This is a genomic window from Kitasatospora sp. NPDC059795 (assembly GCF_042732175.1).
Taxonomy (GTDB): domain Bacteria; phylum Actinomycetota; class Actinomycetes; order Streptomycetales; family Streptomycetaceae; genus Kitasatospora.
On the sequence record NZ_JBHWID010000018.1, the window covers coordinates 17,880 to 37,115 of the forward strand.

At 73.6% G+C, this 19,236-nt stretch carries 16 protein-coding genes; 6 read left to right on the forward strand and 10 right to left on the reverse strand.

Features of this window, described 5'->3' with window-relative positions; translation table 11 throughout:
- Positions 1-585 carry a DUF5998 family protein gene (locus ACFV4P_RS29755; protein ID WP_043909865.1) on the reverse strand — a complete coding sequence of 195 codons (585 nt, stop codon included), beginning with the start codon at positions 583-585 and terminating at the stop codon, positions 1-3.
- Positions 586-707: 122 nt separating this feature from the next.
- The gene (locus ACFV4P_RS29760; protein ID WP_380476372.1) at positions 708-3,503 is read right to left on the reverse strand and encodes a GNAT family N-acetyltransferase; all 2,796 of its coding nucleotides are present in this window, start codon (positions 3,501-3,503) and stop codon (positions 708-710) included.
- A 142-nt stretch (positions 3,504-3,645) separates the two neighbouring features.
- Here ACFV4P_RS29760 and ACFV4P_RS29765 point away from each other — a divergent pair, with 142 nt between their 5' ends.
- Together ACFV4P_RS29765 and ACFV4P_RS29770 are read left to right on the forward strand one after the other, a co-directional pair.
- A complete protein-coding gene (locus tag ACFV4P_RS29765; RefSeq protein ID WP_073817404.1) occupies positions 3,646-3,924 on the forward strand; it encodes an HPr family phosphocarrier protein in 279 nt (92 codons plus the stop codon).
- 214 nt (positions 3,925-4,138) lie between these two features.
- The gene (locus ACFV4P_RS29770; RefSeq protein ID WP_380476373.1) at positions 4,139-5,737 is read left to right on the forward strand and encodes an ABC-F family ATP-binding cassette domain-containing protein; all 1,599 of its coding nucleotides are present in this window, start codon (positions 4,139-4,141) and stop codon (positions 5,735-5,737) included.
- Positions 5,738-5,790: 53 nt separating this feature from the next.
- On the opposite strand, the gene ACFV4P_RS29775 is transcribed toward ACFV4P_RS29770, so the two are convergent.
- A complete protein-coding gene (locus ACFV4P_RS29775) occupies positions 5,791-6,153 on the reverse strand; it encodes a DUF4190 domain-containing protein (protein ID WP_380476375.1) in 363 nt (120 codons plus the stop codon).
- A 135-nt stretch (positions 6,154-6,288) separates the two neighbouring features.
- Here ACFV4P_RS29775 and ACFV4P_RS29780 point away from each other — a divergent pair, with 135 nt between their 5' ends.
- Positions 6,289-7,509 carry a sensor histidine kinase gene (locus tag ACFV4P_RS29780; RefSeq protein WP_380476377.1) on the forward strand — a complete coding sequence of 407 codons (1,221 nt, stop codon included), beginning with the start codon at positions 6,289-6,291 and terminating at the stop codon, positions 7,507-7,509.
- On the forward strand, positions 7,506-8,189 hold the full coding sequence (locus tag ACFV4P_RS29785) for a response regulator transcription factor (protein WP_380476379.1): 684 nt from the start codon (positions 7,506-7,508) through the stop codon (positions 8,187-8,189). Before ACFV4P_RS29780 ends, ACFV4P_RS29785 begins: the two co-directional genes overlap by 4 nt.
- A 16-nt stretch (positions 8,190-8,205) precedes the next feature.
- Here ACFV4P_RS29785 and ACFV4P_RS29790 read toward each other — a convergent pair whose 3' ends face one another.
- The 3 genes from ACFV4P_RS29790 to ACFV4P_RS29800 form a co-directional block, all read right to left on the reverse strand.
- The gene (locus ACFV4P_RS29790; protein ID WP_380476381.1) at positions 8,206-9,399 is read right to left on the reverse strand and encodes an RtcB family protein; all 1,194 of its coding nucleotides are present in this window, start codon (positions 9,397-9,399) and stop codon (positions 8,206-8,208) included.
- A gap of 358 nt (positions 9,400-9,757) precedes the next feature.
- The gene (locus ACFV4P_RS29795) at positions 9,758-11,125 is read right to left on the reverse strand and encodes a M16 family metallopeptidase (protein WP_380476532.1); all 1,368 of its coding nucleotides are present in this window, start codon (positions 11,123-11,125) and stop codon (positions 9,758-9,760) included.
- Between the two features lie 44 nt (positions 11,126-11,169).
- A complete protein-coding gene (locus ACFV4P_RS29800; protein ID WP_380476383.1) occupies positions 11,170-12,504 on the reverse strand; it encodes a M16 family metallopeptidase in 1,335 nt (444 codons plus the stop codon).
- Between the two features lie 228 nt (positions 12,505-12,732).
- On the opposite strand from ACFV4P_RS29800, the gene ACFV4P_RS29805 reads away from it, so the two are divergent.
- Positions 12,733-15,180: a DNA topoisomerase (ATP-hydrolyzing) subunit A gene (locus ACFV4P_RS29805; protein ID WP_380476385.1), complete on the forward strand. Its 2,448-nt coding sequence runs from the start codon at positions 12,733-12,735 to the stop codon at positions 15,178-15,180.
- A gap of 58 nt (positions 15,181-15,238) precedes the next feature.
- Here ACFV4P_RS29805 and ACFV4P_RS29810 read toward each other — a convergent pair whose 3' ends face one another.
- From ACFV4P_RS29810 to ACFV4P_RS29825, 4 genes are read right to left on the reverse strand one after another with little or no spacing between them, the layout of a single operon-like run.
- Positions 15,239-15,868 carry a hypothetical protein gene (locus ACFV4P_RS29810; protein WP_380476387.1) on the reverse strand — a complete coding sequence of 210 codons (630 nt, stop codon included), beginning with the start codon at positions 15,866-15,868 and terminating at the stop codon, positions 15,239-15,241.
- The gene (locus ACFV4P_RS29815) at positions 15,865-16,416 is read right to left on the reverse strand and encodes a hypothetical protein (protein WP_380476389.1); all 552 of its coding nucleotides are present in this window, start codon (positions 16,414-16,416) and stop codon (positions 15,865-15,867) included. The genes ACFV4P_RS29810 and ACFV4P_RS29815 overlap by 4 nt, the downstream gene beginning before the upstream one ends.
- Positions 16,416-17,870, reverse strand: a complete 1,455-nt coding sequence (locus ACFV4P_RS29820) for a putative T7SS-secreted protein (protein ID WP_380476391.1) — start codon at positions 17,868-17,870, stop codon at positions 16,416-16,418. The genes ACFV4P_RS29815 and ACFV4P_RS29820 overlap by 1 nt, the downstream gene beginning before the upstream one ends.
- Entirely contained in the window at positions 17,867-18,163 is a 297-nt protein-coding gene (locus tag ACFV4P_RS29825) for a WXG100 family type VII secretion target (RefSeq protein ID WP_380476393.1), read from the reverse strand. Before ACFV4P_RS29825 ends, ACFV4P_RS29820 begins: the two co-directional genes overlap by 4 nt.
- Before the next feature lie 121 nt (positions 18,164-18,284).
- Between ACFV4P_RS29825 and ACFV4P_RS29830 the strand changes: the two genes are divergently transcribed.
- A complete protein-coding gene (locus ACFV4P_RS29830) occupies positions 18,285-19,193 on the forward strand; it encodes a sucrase ferredoxin (RefSeq protein WP_380476395.1) in 909 nt (302 codons plus the stop codon).
- The last annotated feature ends 43 nt before the right edge of the window (positions 19,194-19,236 follow it).

Genomic DNA, 19,236 nt, shown 5'->3' on the forward strand with positions numbered 1-19,236 from the left:
TCAGCCGTTGGCCACGGTCGCCTCGGACAGCGCCCGGGCGAAGACCAGCGCCTGGGCGACCGTCTCGGGACCGTCCCCGGCCTCGCTGACCCGCAGCGACAGGTCGTCGGCGGTGGCGGAGCCGGTGTAGCCGTGGTCCGCCTCGCAGTTCGGGTCGGAGCAGCCGGCCGGCTCCAGGTCGAGGCGCTGCACGGCGCCCCAGCCGATGGTGAGGACGACCTCGCGGGGCAGGGTGCCGGGGGTGTACGTCTCGGGGTTGGCGACCATGCGGCTGATCACCACGGAGTTGATCCGGTCCAGCCGGACCGTTTCGGTGGAGGTGGTGGCGTACGGGACGGGCGTGGCCGCGTCGCCGTTCTGCTCGTCGGTGTGGCTGACCACGAAACGGGACGGGGTGAGCACCAGCACGGTGACGTGCCGGCGGACCTCGTTCGCGTCGAAGGTGGTCTCCTGGTGCACCAGGTACGAGCTGATCGGCTCGGGGCCCACCGCGGACTCCACCGCCTCGGAGACCAGCGCCGGGTAGTAGCCGCTGCGCTCGATCGCGGACCGCAGGTCCTGCGTGGTGGTACCGGTCTTCGCCATATCTCCATCCTGGCATGTCCCGCCGGTCCGGCGGGTGGCACTGCGCCGGGGTCGCCCGGTCCGTCGTCCTGCCGTCGGGACCGGAGGTCGTCCGCTCCTGCCGGGCGGGCAACCACGCAAGGTTACAGCGTGCTCATGGCGCGCGGTCCCAGATCGGTGCGGACCGGCAGCGGGGCGATCCGGACCCGGGCGCCGAGCACGGTGAGGCCCTGCGGGGCGACGACGACGGGTTCCAGGTCGACGGAGGCGATCTCCGGCAGGTCGTCGACCAGGCGGGAGACCCGCAGCAGCAGTTCCTCCAGGGCGCCGGTGTCCACCGCCTCCGCGCCGCGCCAGCCGAACAGCAGCGGCGCGGCCCGGACCTCGCGGATCAGTTCGGCGACGTCCCGGTCGGTGGCCGGGACCAGGCGGTGGGAGACGTCGCCGAGCAGTTCGGCGGGGGCGCCGGCCAGGCCGAAGGACAGGATGGTGCCGACCGCCGGGTCCACGGCCGCGCCGATCACGGTGTCCACGCCGCGCGGGGCGAGCCGCTGCACCACCAGTTCGGCCTGCGCGGCGCCGCCCAGCAGCGCGTCGAGTTCGCGGTGCGCGCGGCGCAGTTCGGCCTCGCTGATGAGGTCGAGGCGGACGCTGCCGAGGTCGGGGCGGTGGCGCAGGTGGTCGGCGGTGGCTTTCAGCGCAACGGGGTAGCCGAGGGTGGCCGCCGCCTTGACGGCGGTGCTCTCGTCGGGCGCGGCCAGCGTCGGGCTGACCTTGATGCCGTAGTGGCCGAGCAGCGCGGCGGCGTCCGCGTCGGGCAGGGTGACGCGGGCCCCGCCGGACTGCAGCCGGGCGGCGACGGCCTCGCGGCTGCCCAGCGCCTGTTCGACCAGGGCGCCGGCGGCGGCCTCGTCCACGCCGTCGAGTTCGGGGACCCGGGCGGTCTCCTCGGCCTCGGCGCTGCGGCGTCGCCACTTGGCGTAGCGGACGGCGTCGGCGAGGGCGTGGACGGCGCGCTCGGGGGCCGGGTAGGCGGGCACTCCCCCAGCGCGCAGCCGGGCGACCAGGGCGGGCAGCGCGAGGTGGGCGAGCAGCAGCGGCTTGCCGAGTTCCCGGCCGCGTTCGGCGGCGTCCAGCAGGGCCTGGGCGATCTCGGGGGCGTCCTCGACCAGTTCGGGCGCGGATTCGGGGGTGTGCACGCCGATCGGCGGGATGGCGACGGCGATCACCGCGTCCACCTTGGGGTCGCTGAGCGCGGTGTCCAGGGCGATCCGGAAGTTCTCCCCGCTGGCGCCGGTGGTCAGATCGACGGGGGTCCGCGGGCGCAGGCCGGCGGTCAGGCAGGTGTCGTAGGTGATGAGGCCGAGGGAGTCGGAGTTGCCGACGACGGCGACCTTGCCGCCGGCCGGGAGCGGCTGGCCGGCCAGCAGTTCGCCGGTGTCGAAGAGTTCGGTGATGGTGTCCACCCGGATCACGCCGGCCTGCTGGAACAGCGCGTCCACGGTGGCGTCCCGCAGCCGGGTGGCGGCGGGTTGGACGGCGTGGCCGGGCGGCAGGCTGCCGGTGTGCCGGGCGCTCTTGAGCACCACCACGGGCTTGGCGGCGGCGAGTCGGCGGGCGATCCGGGTGAACTTCCGCGGGTTGCCGAAGGATTCGAAGTACAGCAGCACCACGCCGGTGGCGGCGTCCTCCTCCCAGTACTGGAGCAGGTCGTTGCCGGAGACGTCGGCCCGGTTGCCGACCGAGGCGAACGAGGAGATGCCCGTGCCGCGGCGGTGCGCGGCCTCCAGCAGGGCGACGCCGATCGCGCCGGACTGGCAGAACACGCCGAACGGGCCGCGTTCGGGCAGCACGGGCGCGAGCGAGGCGTTCAGCCGGTGCTCGGGGTCGGTGTTGATCAGGCCGAACGCGTTCGGGCCGATCACCCGCATGCCGGCGGCCCGGGCCTGCCGGACCAGCTCGCGCTGCCGGTCCCGTCCGTCCGGGCCGGTCTCGGCGTACCCGGCGGTCACCACCACCAGGCCCTGCACGCCGTGCGCCCCGCACTCGGCGACCGTGCCGGGGACGGCGGGCTCCGGCACCGCGATCACCGCCAGGTCGATCGGCCCGGGGACGGCCAGCACCGAACGGTGGCTGGGCACTCCGTCCAGCAGGGTGCCCGGCTCGACGGTGCGGTTCACCGCGTACACCGGGCCGTCGAAGCCCGCCCGGATGTCCCGCAGCAGTGCCCGGCCGACCGACTGCGGATTGCGCGAGACCCCGATCACGGCGATCGACCGCGGCGTCAACAGGCGCTGCACGGACCGGGCTTCGGCGCGGTGCTCACGGGCCCGCATCACGGCGAGCGACGCGGCGGTCGGCTCCAGGTCGAACTCCAGGTGCACCACGCCGTCGGCGAAGCTGCGCCGCTGGGTGTAGCCGGCGTCGGTGAACACCTTCACCATCTTCCGGTTCTCCGGCAGCACCTCGGCGGTGAACCGGCGGATGCCGCGCTCCTGCGCGACCGCCGCGATGTGCTCCAGCAGCGCGGACGCGATGCCCCGGCCCTGGTGCGCGTCCTGCACCAGGAACGCCACCTCGGCGTCCGTGCCGGTGGTGGACGGCATGCCCGCCTTGTCGATCCGGTCGTACCGGACGGTGGCGATGAACCGGTCCCGCACCACCAGCGCCAGGCCGACCCGGTTCACGTAGTCGTGGTGCGTGAACCGTCGCACGTCCTTGTCGGACAGGTGCGGGTACGGGGCGAAGAAGCGGAAGTACTTCGACTGGTCCGAGACCTGCTCGTAGAACTCCACCAGCCGGTCCGCGTCGTCCGCGGCGATCGGTCTGATCCGGGCCGTGCCGCCGTCGCGCAACAGGACGTCGGCCTCCCAGTGCTGCGGATAACCGTGCTCGGCCTCTTCGCGCGCCGTGGCGTGCTTGGCGGTGTCGTGCTCCACGGTCGTCAGAGTAGCCCTCGGCGAGCCTGGTGGCGCCGGCCCTGTCCCGCACGGCACGCTGGCCCTGTTCGCGACCGGCCCCGTCAGCAGCGCCGTGCAACACTGGTCTAGACAACATGCACCACCTGAAAGGCACCTCATCATGGCTGAGCGCCGCGTCACCATCGGTTGGGCCGAGGGCCTGCACGCCCGTCCCGCCTCCGTCTTCGTCAAGGCCGTCACCGCCACCGGCGTCCCCATGACCATCGCCAAGGAGAACGGCACCCCGGTCAACGCCGGCTCCATGCTCGGCCTCCTCACCCTCGGCGCGGAGGGCGGCGACACCGTCATCCTCTCCGCGAGCGCGGAGGGCGCGGACGCCGCACTGGACCGCGTCGCCAAGATGGTCCAGGAAGGCCTCGACGAGCTGCCGGCCGCGTAGCCGACGGCGACACCGGCGGCCCGGAGGACAGCGGGCCGCCCGCACGCTCGCGCCGAACCCCGCCCGACCTGCCGAAACGGAAAATTCGGGTGCATGCCGCCCGACCGGTGACGTAGCCTCGGGCCCATGTCGACGCTCTTCATCTCCTAGCAACAGGACCCGCTTCCACGCCACCCGTGTGTCCTTTTGCTGTTGTTTCGGAGCGTCTTCTCTCATGATCACCGTCAGTGGTCTCGACGTGCGCGTCGGCGCGCGCCTGCTGTTGCACGACATCTCCTTCCACCTCGCCCCCGGCGACCGCGTCGGCCTGGTCGGCCGGAACGGCGCGGGGAAGACCACCCTGCTGTCCACCCTGGCCGGGCTGGTCGAGCCCGCCGCCGGCGCCGTGGCGCACACCGGGTCGACCGGGTACCTGCCGCAGGATTCCCGGGTCGCGGATCCGGCCGCCCCGGTACTGGACCGCATCCTGTCCGCCCGCGGCCTGGACGAGGCGCAGCGGGCGCTGCGCGAGGCCGAGGCCGCGATGGCCGTGGCCGAAGGGGCCGCGCTGGAGCGCGCGATGCGCGGCTACACCCGGGCCGAGGCCGCGTTCGAGCGGTGCGGCGGGTACGCCGCGCAGGCGGAGGCGTCCCGGGTGGCGGCGGGCCTGAGCCTGCCCGAGCGGCTGCTGGAGCAGCCGGTGGGCGACCTTTCGGGCGGCCAGAAGCGGCGGGTGGAACTGGCCCGGATCCTGTTCGCGGGGCACGACACACTGCTGCTGGACGAGCCGACCAACCACCTGGACGCCGAGTCGATCGGCTGGCTGCGCGGCTTCCTGGCGTCGCACCGGGGCGGGCTGCTGCTGATCAGCCACGACCTGGAGCTGATCTCCGCGACGGTGAACCGGGTGTTCCACCTGGACCCGCAGCGGGCCGCACTGGACGTGCACAACACGGGCTGGTCGACGTACCTGACGCAGCAGGCGGCGGACGAGCGGCGGCGCGCCCGGGAGTGGGCGAACGCGGAGCGCAAGGCGGCGCGGCTGCACGCGCAGGCCGACCGGATGCGGGCCAACGCGAGCACCACCATGGCCGCGCAGTCGATGGCGCGCCGGGCGGACCGGCTGCTGGCGGAGACCGAACAGGTCCGACAGGCCGAGCGGACGGCACGGATCCGGCTGCCGGAGCCCGCGCCGTGCGGGCGGATCCCGCTGGGCGCGATCAGCCTGGCGAAGACCTACCGCGGCCACCGGGTGCTGGACGGGGTGGACCTGGCGGTGGACCGGGGCAGCCGGCTGGTGGTGCTGGGCCCGAACGGTGCCGGCAAGACCACCCTGCTGCGGCTGCTCGCCGGTCGTGAACTCCCGGACGGCGGACGGACGGTGGCCGGCCCGGGCCTGCGGCTGGGCTACTTCGCGCAGGAGCACGACACGCTCGTCGCGGACCGCACCGTGTTCGCGCACCTGTCGGCCGCCGCACCGAAGCTGACGGACAGCGAGGTGCGTTCGGTGCTCGGCGGGTACCTGTTCCGCGGGGACGACGTGGACAAGCCCGCCGGGGTGCTCTCCGGCGGCGAGAAGACCCGGCTGGCACTGGCCTGCCTGGTGCACTCGGGCGCCAACGTGCTGCTGCTGGACGAGCCGACCAACAACCTCGACCCGGCGTCCCGGGACGAGGTGCTGCGCGCGGTCGCCGAGTACCCGGGCGCGATGGTGATGGTCACCCACGACCCGGACGCCCTCGACGCGCTGCGCCCGGACCGCGTCCTGCTGCTGCCCGAGGCGCACGAGGACCTGTGGAACGACCGCTACCGCAGCCTGGTCGAGACTGCCTAGGCCCGGGGCCGGGGAGCACGTGCCGCGCTCCCCGGCCCCGGCGGGCCTTCGCGTCAGCCCCGGTCGAACTGCTGCTGGACGCACCGCGTCCACGGGCCGACGTCGTGGTACTGGTAGCAGTCCCGGCTCCGGTCCGCGAACCACACGAGGACGAACGCCATCACGACGGCCACCGCGACGGCGAGGGCGGACAGCGCGGCGCCGATCAGTGCCGTCGCCCGGCCGGCGCCCGTCCGGCGGGCGGCCCGCAGCGCGAACGGGCCGAGGGCCAGGCCGAGCACGCCGAGCAGGCCTCCCGCCACCACCGGCGAGGTCAGCAGCGCGACGGTGCCGAGGACCGCGGTGGCCACGGCGAGGCCCGGCATCCGGCCGGGCCTCGGTCCGTAGGCGTCGGTCGGAGTGGTGGGGGAGCTCATCGTCGTCCTCTCGTCGGGGCGGGTCGGATCCGATCCTGGCGGCGGGGGCGGCCCCGCACATCGCGGGAACGGGGGAAGATCCACTCCCCCGGTCGGGGGAGGTCGGCCCCCGGCAGCCCGGCCATACTTGCCGCCATGACCAGGGGATTTCGGCCGCTGCTGCGCGGCTCCACGTACTCCGGCGCGCTGTTCGCGTTCTGCGCCGCGCCGGCGAGCCTCGTGCTGCTGCCACTCGCCGCGATACCGGCGGTGGCGTGGGCCTCGGGCCTGTACGAGGCCCGGGCGGCGCTCACCGTGCTGGTGTGGGCGGTGCTGGTCGCCGCGCTCGGGCTGCCCCGGATCAGCCGGCGGGCGCTGGCCGCCGGCGCCCGCCGGCTGCTCGCGGTACGGCTCCCCGACGTGCCCGCCCCGGCGGTCGGCGGCGGCCGGTGGCGGACTCCGCTCTGGCTGGTGGCGCAGGTGGCGCTGGGCTGGGTCGGCGGGCTGAGCTGCCTGGTGCTGCTCCTGGCCGCGGTGTCGCTGCCGAACAACTGGCTCGACGGGGAGGCCCGGCTGAGCTGGTCCGACCGGTCGGTGCAGGTGACCGGCGTCTGGAGCTGGCCGGTCGCGGCGGTGTGCCTGCTGCTGGTCCCGGTGATCTGCGCGGCGGTGGCGGGCGTCCTGCGCCGGCTGGCGCCCGCGCTGCTCGGGCCCTCGGCGGCGGAGCGGCTGGCGCTGGCGTCCGAGCAGGAACGGCGGCTGGCCGAACGCAACCGGCTGGCCCACGAGTTGCACGACTCGATCGGGCACACGCTGACCGCGACCACCATCCAGGCCGCCGTGGCCGGCGAGGTGCTGTCGGCCGACCCGGTGGCGGCGCGGGCCGCGCTGCGCAGCATCGAGGAGTCGACCCGTGCCGCGCTGGAGGACCTCGACTACGTGCTGGGCGTGCTCCGCGAGGACCGGCCGGGGACGGCGCCGACCCGGACGCTGGCCGACCTGCCCGAGCTGCTGGAGCGGCTGCGGCACGCCGGGGCGGTGCTGGAGCCGGAGCTGTCCGGCGAGTTGACGCGCCTTCAGGGGACGCTGTCCCGGGCGGCGTACCGGATCCTCCAGGAGGGGCTGACCAACGCGCTGCGCCACGGCGCGGGCGGCCCGGTCGAGGTCCGGGTGGCCGCCGGGCCGGAGCTGTTGGAGCTCTCGGTGGTGAACCGGACCGGTGCTGCCGCGGCCGGCCGGGCCTTCCCGACCTCCGGGCACGGCCTGCCGGGGCTGGCCGAGCGGGTCCGGCTGCTGAACGGCGGGTTCGAGGCCGGCCCGGACGGCCCGGAACACTGGCGGCTGGCGGTCCGGCTGCCCGTGCGGTGGTCGGCATGACCGACCCCGCCGCCCCCGTCACCCTGCTGATCGCGGACGACGACGCCGTCACCCGCAGCGGCCTGCGGGTGCTGCTCGCCGCGCAGCCCGGCCTCACGGTGCTCGGCGAGGCCGCCGACGGCGTCGAAGCGGTCGAACGCGCCCGGCAGTTGCGGCCCGACGTGGTGCTGATGGACGTCCGGATGCCGCGCTGCGACGGGATCGAGGCCACCCGGCAGTTGCTGGCCGGGGCGACGGACCCGCCGAAGGTCGTGATGATCACCACCTTCGAGAACGACGGCTACGTCACCGCGGCGCTCGGCGCCGGGGCCGGCGGCTTCGTGCTCAAGCGGCTGCCGGTCGGGCAGATCGCGGAGGCGGTGCGGGTGGTCGCGGCGGGCGAGGCGATCCTGTTCCCGGCCGCGCTGCGCCGGATGGTGACCGCCCGCCCGCTCGGCTCGGCCGAGGCGCTGCCGCGGGCGGCGCTGACCGGCCGGGAGGAGGAGGTGCTGCGGCTGATGGCCACCGGGCTGTCCAACCCGGAGATCGCCGAGGTGCTCACGGTGAGCACCGAGACGGCGAAGACGCACGTCGGGAACGTGCTGACCAAGCTCGGCGCGCAGAACCGGACGCACGCGGTGGTGATCGCGTACGAGTCCGGCCTGGTGGTGCCCGGTCTCCAGGCACCACCGGGCTTCTGACGCTCAGTCAGCCCAGTCAGCCCTTGACGCAGATCACCTGCTTGAGGTGCGCGACCACCTCGACCAGGTCCTTCTGCTGGGCGATGACCTTCTCGATCTGCTTGTACGCGCCGGGGATCTCGTCGACCACGCCGGCGTCCTTGCGGCACTCGACGCCGGCGGTCTGCTCGGCGAGGTCCTTGGCGGTGAAGCGCTTCTTCGCGGCCGTCCGGCTCATCTTGCGGCCGGCGCCGTGCGAGGCCGAGTTGAACGACGCCGTGTTGCCAAGGCCCTTCACGATGTACGAGCCGGTGCCCATCGAGCCGGGGATGATGCCGTACTCGCCGGAGCCGGCCCGGATCGCGCCCTTGCGGGTGACGAGCAGGTCGACGCCGTCGTAGCGCTCCTCGGCCACGTAGTTGTGGTGGCAGGAGATCATCTCGCCGAAGGTGGCCCGGGCCTTGGGCAGTTCGCGGCGGACCGCGTCCTGGAAGAGGGCCATCATCAGCGCCCGGTTGTGGCTCGCGTACTCCTGCGCCCAGAACAGGTCGGAGCGGTAGGCGGCCATCTGCGGGGTGTCGGCGATGAAGACCGCGAGGTCCCGGTCGATCAGGCCCTGGTTGTGCGGCAGCGAGCGGGCAATCGTCATGTGGTGCTCGGCGAGCTCCTTGCCGATGTTGCGCGAGCCGGAGTGCAGCATCAGCCAGACCGCGCCGTCGTCGTCCAGGCACAGCTCGATGAAGTGGTTGCCGCCGCCGAGGGTCGCCATCTGCTGGGCGGCCCGCTCGCGCCGCCAGCGGACGTCGGAGGCGATGCCGTCGAAGCGCTGCCAGAAGTCGTTCCAGCCGGCGGTGGGCTGGCCGTGCAGCTTGCCCGGCTCGATCGGGTCGGAGTGCAGGCCGCGGCCGACCGGGATGGCCTGTTCGATCCGGTGGCGCAGGTGCGACAGGTCGTCCGGGAGGTCCTTCGCGGTGAGCGAGGACTTCACGGCCGTCATTCCGCAGCCGATGTCGACGCCGACCGCGGCCGGGCAGACCGCGCCCTTCATGGCGATGACGGAGCCGACCGTCGCGCCCTTGCCCAGGTGGACGTCCGGCATCACGGCGAGGCCGTGCAGCCACGGCAGGGTGCTGATGTTGCGCAGCTGGTCCATGGCCTGGCCCTCAACGGTGGCCGGGTCGGTCCACATCCGGATGGGCACGCGGACGCCGGGTACCTCGGTGTACGTCATGGCGGTTCGACCTCCTGGGGTCGTCGATTCCAAGGGTGCCGCACGGAGACGCCCGGTGCGGCGGCGGGGAAGATCGAGGGGCGGCCCGGCAGGGCGGGACCGCGGGCGGCAGACGGGTGCTGCGCGGCGACTGCTCAGGCAGTTCGGTACGAACGACGGGAAGGCAGCCTCGGGGAGCGTCGTCGTGGCTCGACCCGCATGGTGACCGCCTCCTCCCGCATTCGTCGTGGCCGCGCGTTCTCGCCCGGCGGGGACCATCTACCCATGCCGCGCCGACAGCGTGCAAGGGATTAAAACGCCGCGGGCCCGACGGAGCTGACACTCCGCCGGGCCCGTGTGAAGGGACGTCGAAAGGACGTCAGTTGGCGATGACCGTGACGTCGCCGATGCCGAGCGCCTTGACCGGCTCGGCGATCACCGAGGCGTCGCCGACCAGCACGGTGACCAGGCGGTCCGGCGGGAAGGCGGCGACCGCGGCCCGGGTGGCGGCCTCGGTGTCGAGCGCGGCCAGCTGCCGGTAGAACTCGGCCTGGTAGGTGTCGGGCAGGTACTGCTCGACCTGGTCGGCCAGGGTGGCGGCGACCGACCCGGCCGTCTCGTACTTCAGCGGCGCGACGCCGACCAGGAACTGCACGGCCTCCTCCCGCTCGGCGTCGGTGAGGCCCTCCGCGGCCAGCGTCCGCAGGATGGTCCAGGTGTCCTGCAGCGCGGGCGCGGTGGACTCGGTGTCCACCGAGCCGCTGATCGCCAGCAGCCCGCGGCCGGAGCCGTCGGCGGCGGAGCGCAGCGGCTGGGCGAACGCCCGGACGCCGTACGTGTAGCCCTTCTCCTCGCGCAGCACCCGGTCGAGCCGGGAGGTGAGGGTGCCACCGAGGCAGTAGACGCCGAGGACCTGCGCGGCCCACGCCGGGTCGTGCCGGTCCGGGCCGATCCGGCCGATCAGCAGCTGGGTCTGCACCGAGCCGGGCCGGTCGACGATGACCACCCGGCCGGCGTCGTCGGCGGTCACCGGGCCGTGCACGGACGGCTCGGCGCTCTCGCCGGTCCACCGGCCGAGGGTGGACTCCAGCAGCGCGGTCAGGTCGATGCCGGTGAGGTCGCCGACCACCACGGCGGTGGCGGTGGACGGGCGCAGGTGGGCGTCGTAGAACGCCTTCACCGCGTCCCGGTCGATCCGCTTGACGGTGTCGGTGGAACCGGCTCGCGGCCGCGACAGCCGGTCGGCCTCGGCGAACAGCGCGGCGTACAGCGCCTTGGCGGAGCGCCGGGACGGGTTGGCCTGCTCGTGGACGATCTCGTCGAGGCGGTTGGCGACCAGCCGCTCGATCTCCTCGGTGGGCAGCGCGGGGACGCGCAGGGCGTCGCCGAGCAGGGTCAGGCCGCGCTCCAGCCGGGAGGCCGGGACCTCCAGCGAGACCCGCAGCGCGGGGTGGTCGGCGTGCGTGTCCAGGGTCGCTCCGGCCCGCTCCAGCTCGCCCGCGAACTCCTCGGCGGTGAGTGTGTCGGTGCCCTCGGAGAGCGCCCGGCACAGGATCGAGGCGACGCCGTCCAGGCCCTCGGGCTCGGCGGCCAGCGGCGCGTCCAGCACCATGTCGACGGCGACCAGCTGCTGGCCGGGGCGGTGGCAGTGCAGCACCGTCAGGCCGTTGGCCAGGGTGAGCCGTTCGGGAGCCGGGAACGCCCACGGGGTGGGGGTGCCGGGCTGCGGCTGCGGGTGGAAGTCCATCGCCGGGACGTACTTCTCGGGGGTGTCCTGCGCGGGGGTGTCGCTCATGCCGCCGCCTCCTCGTTCTCGGAGCTGTCGTCGTCGGTGCTGTCGTCGGGGGTCGGCTCGTACACCAGCACGGCCCGGTTGTCGGGGCGCAGCCGGGCGGCGGCCACCTCGCGGACCTCCTCGGCGGTGATGTCGAGGACCTTCGGCAGGGCCTCGTTCACCAGCTTCGGGTCGCCGAACAGCACGGCGTAGCGGCAGAGTTCGTCGGCGCGGCCGGCGACCGTGGTGAGCCGGTCCAGCCACTCGCGCTCGATCTGGGCCTGGGCGCGTTCGAGTTCCTCGGCGGTGGGGCCCTCGGCGGCGAACCGGGCGAGTTCCTCGTCGACGGCGGCCTCGATCTGCTCCAGGGTGGCGCCGGCCCCGGCCTTGACGTCCAGCCAGCCCAGCGAGGGCGCGCCGGCCAGCCGGAGCAGGCCGAAGCCGGCCGAGACGGCGGTGCGGTCGCGGCGGACCAGCCGGTTGTACAGGCGGGACGACTCGCCGCTGCCGAGGACGGTGAGCGCCAGGTCGGCGGCGTCGGCCTGCCGGGTGCCGTCGTGCGGCAGCCGGTAGGCGGCCATCAGGGCGCGGGAGGGGACGTCCTCGCGGATCAGTTCGCGGGACTCGGCGCCCATGGTGTCGGGCAGGGCGCCGTCGCGCGGCGGCTGCTTGCCGTCGTGGCCGGGGATGGAGCCGAAGTACTTCTCCACCCAGGCGACGGTCTGCTCGGGGTCGAGGTCGCCGACGATCGACAGCACCGCGTTGTTGGGCGCGTAGTAGGTGCGGAAGAACGCCCGGGCGTCCTCCAGCGTGGCGGCGTCCAGGTCGGCCATCGAGCCGATCGGGGTGTGGTGGTAGGGGTGCTCGCCGGGGAAGGACAGCGCGGTGAGCTTCTCGAACGCGGTGCCGTAGGGCACGTTGTCGTAGCGCTGGCGGCGCTCGTTCTTCACCACGTCGCGCTGGTTCTCCATGGACGTGTCGTCCAGGGCGGCCAGCAGCGAGCCCATCCGGTCGGCCTCCAGCCAGAGCGCGAGCTCCAGTTGGTGGGCGGGCATGGTCTCGAAGTAGTTGGTGCGCTCGAAGCTGGTGGTGCCGTTGAGCGAGCCGCCGGCGCCCTGGACCAGCTCGAAGTGCCCGTTGTTGGAGACGTTCGCCGAGCCCTGGAACATCAGGTGCTCGAAGAGGTGGGCGAGGCCGGTGCGTCCCTTCACCTCGTGCCGGGAACCCACGTCGTACCAGAGGCACACGGCGGTGACCGGAGTGAGGTGGTCCTCGGAGAGCACCACGCGCAGGCCGTTGGCGAGGCGGTGTTCGGTGATGGCGAGGCCGCTGGCGGGGCCGGGGTTGGCCATGCGGGGGTCCTTCCCGTCGTCGGTTCCGGAGTGTCCGGGCCGGGGGCTTGTGACGTCCCCCATTGTGGTGCAACGCCCGGACCCGCCGTCAGGTGTCCGTGCGTCGGGCGCGTTCGCCAGCGGCGGAAGCGGCCCGGGTGACAGGCGGTGTCCCACCGAGGGTCCACAATGGGGGGCGTTCATGCCTTGGCCCTGCCCACCCCAGTACCGCAAGGGAGCCCCGCAGCGATGGCCCGCCGCAGTTCGCCCACCCCGCCGCCCGGTGACTTCGAGGAGCGCATCCTCGATGTCGATGTCGTGGACGAGATGCAGGGCTCGTTCCTGGAGTACGCCTACTCGGTGATCTATTCCCGGGCCCTGCCGGACGCCCGCGACGGCTTGAAGCCGGTGCACCGCCGGATCCTCTACCAGGCCAACGAGATGGGCCTGCGCCCGGAGCGCGGCCACGTCAAGTGCGCCCGCCTGGTCGGCGAGGTGATGGGCCGGCTGCACCCGCACGGCGACACCTCGATCTACGACGCCGTGGTGCGCATGGCGCAGCCGTTCTCGATGCGGCTGCCGCTGATCGACGGCCACGGCAACTTCGGGTCGCTCGGCAACGACGACCCGCCGGCCGCGATGCGCTACACCGAGTCCCGGCTGACGGCCGCCTCGATGTCGATGGTGGAGTCGATCCACGAGGACACCGTCGACTTCGCCCCGAACTACGACGGCTCCGAGCAGGAGCCCCAGGTGCTCCCCGCGGCGTACCCGAACCTGCTGGTCAACGGTGCCACCGGCATCGCGGTCGGCATGGCGACCAACATGCCGCCGCACAACCTGTCCGAGGTGGTGGCCGCCGCCCGGCACCTGATCAAGCACCCGACCGCGGACCTGGAAACCCTGATGCGGTTCGTCCCGGGTCCTGACCTGCCGACCGGCGGCCGGATCGTCGGCCTGTCCGGCATCCGCGACGCGTACGAGTCCGGCCGCGGCACCTTCAAGATCCGCGCCACCACCACGATCGAGAACGTCACCGCCCGCCGCAAGGGCATCGTGGTCACCGAGCTGCCGTACACGGTCGGCCCGGAGAAGGTGATCGCGAAGATCAAGGACCTGGTCAACGCGAAGAAGCTCCAGGGCATCGCCGACGTCAAGGACCTCACCGACCGCGCGCACGGCCTGCGGCTGGTCATCGAGGTGAAGAACGGCTTCGTGCCCGAGGCGCTGCTGGAGCAGCTCTACAAGCTGACGCCGATGGAGGAGACCTTCGGCATCAACAACGTGGCGCTGGTGGACGGCCAGCCGCTGACGCTGGGCCTGAAGGAGCTGCTGGAGGTCTACGTCGACCACCGCTTCACGGTGGTCAAGCGCCGCAGCGACTTCCGCCGCCGCAAGCGCCAGGACCGGCTGCACCTGGTCGAGGGCCTGCTGATCGCGCTGGTCGACATCGACGAGGTGATCGCGCTGATCCGCAGCAGCGACGACGCGGCCCAGGCCAAGGAGCGCCTGATGGAGCGCTTCGGCATCTCCGAGACGCAGACCGCGTACATCCTGGACACCCCGCTGCGCCGGCTCACCCGCTTCGACCGGGTCGAGCTGGAGACGGAGCAGGCCAAGCTGCTCAAGGAGATCGCCGAGCTGACCGAGATCCTGGAGTCCGACACCAGGCTGCGTTCCGTGGTGTCCTCCGAACTCGGCGCGGTGGCCAAGCAGTTCGGCACCGAGCGGCGCACCGTGCTGCTGGAGGCCGGGTCGGTGCCGTCGGCGGCGCTGTCGGTGCCGCTGGAGGTCGCGGACGACCCGTGCCGGGTGCTGCTGTCCGCCACCGGTCTGCTCGCCCGCACCTTCGACCTGGAGCCGGTCACCGAGGAGCCGTCGCGGGCCAAGCACGACGTGCTGGCCTCCGCCGTCCCCGCCACCGCGCGCGGCGACATCGGCGTGGTCACCACGGCGGGCCGGGTGCTGCGCCTGCCGGTGATCGACCTGCCGGCGCTGCCCCCGGGCACCAGGGCGCTGTCCGGCGGCGCCGCGGTCTCCGAGTTCCTCCGCCTGGAGGAGGACGAGCGGGCGCTCGCGCTGACCACCCTGGACGAGTCCTCGCCGGGCCTGGCGCTCGGCACCGTGCAGGGCACGGTCAAGCGGGTGGTGCCCGAATGGCCCGCCAACAAGGACGAGTTCGAGGTGATCGCGCTCAAGGACGGCGACACCGTGATCGGTGCGGTCGAACTGCGCACCGGTGAGGAGGACCTGGTCTTCCTCACCTCCGACGCCCAGCTGCTGCGCTACCCGGCGGGTCAGGTCCGCCCGCAGGGCCGCCCGGCCGGCGGCATGGCCGGCATCAAGCTGTCCGACGGCGCCCGGGTGCTGTCCTTCACCGCCGTCGACCCGGCCGAGGACGCGGTGGTCCTCTCGGTGGCCGCGGCCACCGGCACGCTGGACGGGGAACAGCAGACCAGCTGGAAGCTCACCCCGTTCGACCAGTACCCGCGCAAGGGCCGGGCCACCGGCGGCGTCCGCTGCCAGCGCTTCCTGCGCGGCGAGGACGGCCTCGCGTTCGCCTGGGCCGGCCCGCTGCCCGCCCTCGGCGCCGCCGCCAACGGCCAGCCCGTCACGCTCCCGGAGCGCGACCCGCGCCGCGACGGCTCCGGCACCCCGGTGACCGCGCAGATCGCGGCGGTCGGCGGCCGGATGTGACGGAACGGCGGGCGCCCCCTCGCACGAGGGGACGCCCGCCGTTTTCACCCGTGCGGGTTCAGAACAGCGGCGCGCGCTCCGCGGGGCGCTGCACCGGCAGCGGCACCGGGTCGTCCGTCAACACCTCGACGGTGTCGGTCAGTTCGGACAGCAGCGCGACGTACTGCGGCAGGTCGGGCAGTGACGGCGTCGTCAACGAGAACACCAGCAGCTCGGAGATCTCCGGCAGCGGCAGGTAGACGTCCACCCGGACCAGCGGCAGCGCCGGCCGCTCGGGCACCGGCGTCCACTCGACGCCGCTGAACGCCACCACGGCCGGGCCCTGCTCGGTCTCGGTGCGGTGCACGTCGGCCGCCGGGTCCAGCGAGAGGACCTCCTCCAGCGTCTCGATCACCGCCTCCGGGTCGGCCGCCGGCTCCAGCGTCTCGCTGCGGGCCACCAACGACGCGGTGGACACCCGGTCGTCCTCGGTGGCCATCAGGCACACCCCGGCGTAGCTCGCACCGTCCTCGGCGGCGGCGTCGGCCAGCTCGCCGTAGAACTGCTGGACGCCCGCACGCTGCGCCTCGGTGCCGCCCGCCCATATCTCGCACGCCAACTCCCGCAGGTGGACGGCGCGTTGATCATCGTCCAGGTGCATGCCGAGGTCGTGGAAGTGCACCGGCACGTCGAAGGTGTAGCTGCTCATCGGGCCACCGCCCGGTTCCACGCGGCAACGGGGGCCAGCTCGACGCCGAACTCGCCCGCGGAGCGGGCCGTCAGGCCGTGCTCGGCGGCGATCGCGTGGATCCGCTCCGGCCGCACGCCCCGGTAGTCCTTCGGGGAGAGCACGAACGCGCACATCTCGCTTCCCCAGCGCAGCCCGGCCCAGCCGTCGAGCTCCTGCTTCCCGGCCGGCCGACGCGCGAAGGCCGCGGCCGCGGTGCGGCAGATCCCTGCCATCCGGGCGTCCCAGAGCCGCCGGCCGTCGCCCCACTCGCGGACCAGCCGGACCGGGCCGACGAACCTGGTCAGCGGCCGCAGCAGCATCCGCAGCCAGCCCCGGTCCGGCCACTCCAGATCGGTGACCACCTCGATCACCACGAACACCGGCACGTACAGCAGCCGGGCCATAAGGTCCAGCGGGACCAGCACCCACTGGACGGCGAACCACAGCACCAGCCCGAGCCGCGAGCGCCGCCCCGCCGACGGGGTCAACGGCGGTGTGCCGTACATCAACGGCGGTGTGCCGTCCATCAGTTGCCTCCGCTGAACTGGTCGTGGATGCCGGTGACGATGCCCGGCAGCGAGGGCACCCCGTTGATGCCCCGGCTCCACCAGGACATCGGGTCGAGGCTGCCGTCGGCCCGGATCGCGTTCTGGAACGAGGGGATCGAGCGCAGGCCCGGCAGGTTGGCGACCCGGGTGGACTTGAAGGTGTCGACCGCGGTGCCGTACACCGACTCGGCGACGTGCTTCTCCCAGGCGAACTTCATCCGGTTGCCCATGCCGGGCAGCGCCTTGAAGGTGGTCTTCAGCGCGCCCTCCGCGCCGATCTCGGTGACCCGGACGGCCGACCCGCGCAGTGCGTCGCCCATGTGGTCGACGATCTGGCTCTTGGCGATCTCCCGGACCTTCCCGCCGGTCTGCCGCATCACCGTCCCGCCGGTCTCCAGCGCCACCTTCTCGATCTTCGGGACCAGCTTGGTGGTGACCTTCATGACCGGCTTGGCCGCGGTGCCGACCAGCTTGCCGAACGGCAGCGCCCCCAGCCCGTCGCCGACCAGGTCCATCGCGCTGACGTCCGCGCCGCCGAGTTTCGCCAGGCCGTGGCTGGCCAGCGCACCGGCCGAGAGCACGCCGCCGGCCAGCGCCAGCGCGCCGGACAGCGGCGGGAACCACATGGTGCACAGGGCCGCCACGCCCAGGATGGTGGAGGCGATGCCCAGCCAGTCGCCGATCTTCTTCAGCAGGTCGGCGTGCTTGGTGGCCCACTCCTTGAGCGCGTGCCCGGCCCGCTTCAGCGCGTCCTTGAAGCCGTCCCACATGCTGGTGGACGGCGCGTTCTGGTTGGCCTTGCGCAGGGCCCGGGCGACCTTCCCGGCCGCGTCCTGGTGATCCTCGCGAAGTTCCTTCGCCTGCTTCACTATCGCCCGGAAGGCGTCCTCGGCGTTCTCCAACGCCTGCTTGGCGTCGTCGAGTTCCTCGCCGGCCGCGTTCAACTCGCGCTGCGCGGCGTCGATCTCGGCCTGGGCCTGCCGCAGCTGCGCGTCGTCGGTGTACATCCGCCCGGCCAGCCGGAACGCCGGGGCGCCGGCCGCCGTCTCGTACCGCGAGCGGGCGGCGTCCTGCTGCCGCTCGCAGGTCTCGCAGCGCCGCCCGGCCGCCTCCGCGTCCGCCTCGTAGCGTCGCGCGACCTCCTGGAAGTGCGTCAACTGGCCACGCCAGCCCTCCAGTTGCCGGGCCGCCGTGCGCACCGCGTCGTCGCTGTCGCGGAGCAGGCCGGGCAGTTCGCCGACCTTCCCGGCGAACGCGCGCGCCGCATCGCCGCGCCAGCTGCCGCCGGCCCGGGTGAGCCGCTCCAGAGTGCCGTGGGCACTCTCCAGCGCCCCGGCCGCGGTGGTCAGCCGCCGCACCAACTCGTCCACGCTGCCCGGGTTTCCGGGCGCCGGATCGAAGCCCAGCGCGGGGAACTGCGCCGTGTCGCTCACGCGGCACCGCCGCCGAACGCGTCGCGCAGGGCCTGGTCGGTCTCCGCATAGGCCCGCCGGGTGATGGTCAGCCCCTCCTCCACCTGCTGGGTGGACTCGGCGATCTTCTTGATCGCGTCGTCCCAGCTGTCGTGGAACTCGTCGCAGGCGTGGTCCAGCGACGTGGCGCCGGTGGTCTTCGGCCCGGTGTCGCGCATCGCGTTCAACGCGGTGCGCAGCTCGTCCTGACTGCGGTGCAGGTCAGCCAACAGACGGTCCAGGTCCGCCACGTCGACCGCGAAGAACGACCCCAAGACTCCCCCAAAAGAACGTCAACTCCAGGTAATGGGGCTCAGCATAATCCGTGCCCGCCGCGACGCTCCGCACGCGAAGCTCCGTCCACCCCTCACCGCCACCCGGACATAAGGTGGGCAGGTGAGCACCTGTACGACGCTGTCGCGCGAACTGACCGAGCCGCTGGCCGCCACCGCGGCCGCCGCCACCACCTGGCTGCTGCTCGAACAGCCCGGCCCCTGGGGCGCCCAGGCGCTCGTCGGCAGCCACCTCGACCACGAGCTCGGGGCGGCGCTGGACCGGGTCACCGAGGGCACCGGCGTCCGGGTCGCACTGATCCGCCGGCCCGGCCGACACGCGGACACCGACAACGCCGCCCGGCACGAGGTGCTGATCGCGCACACCGCGCCCACCGACCCGTGGGTGCGCCGGGCCCGCCTGGACGACCCCGCCGCGCTGCTCGACCTCGACTTCGCCGCCCTCGGCGCGGGCCGCCACGACGGCTTCGGCGCCGAGCACATCGGCGGCCCGATCGCCCTGGTGTGCACCAACGGCCGCCGCGACCGCTGCTGCGCACTGCTCGGCCGCCCGCTGGCCGCCGACCTGGCATCGGCCGGCCACAGCGAGGTCTGGGAGGTCACCCACCTCGGCGGCCACCGCTTCTCCCCCACCATGCTGGTGCTGCCGCACGGCTACGCGTACGGCCGGCTCACCGCGGAGTCCGCCAAGGAGGTGCTGTCCGCCACCGCCGCCGGCCACACCGTCCCCGCCCACTCGCGCGGCCGCTCGTACTGGCCCCGCCCGTCCCAGGCCGCCGAGCAGGCCGTCCGCGAACTGACCGGCGAGAGCGCCGCCGACGCGCTGACCATGCGCCAGACAGCCGACGGCGACGGCTGGACGGTCGAGGTCGCGCACGCCGACGGCCGCCGCTGGCGGGCGACGGTGGCGGAGTCCGCGAGCGAGCCGCCCCGCCCGGAGAGCTGCGGCAAGGCCCCGGGCACCCCGTCCCGGATGGACGTCACCGCCCTGGAAGCGCTCCCCGCCGCATGACGAACGGGCCCCGCACCGGTCGGTGCGGGGCCCGTCGTCGAGG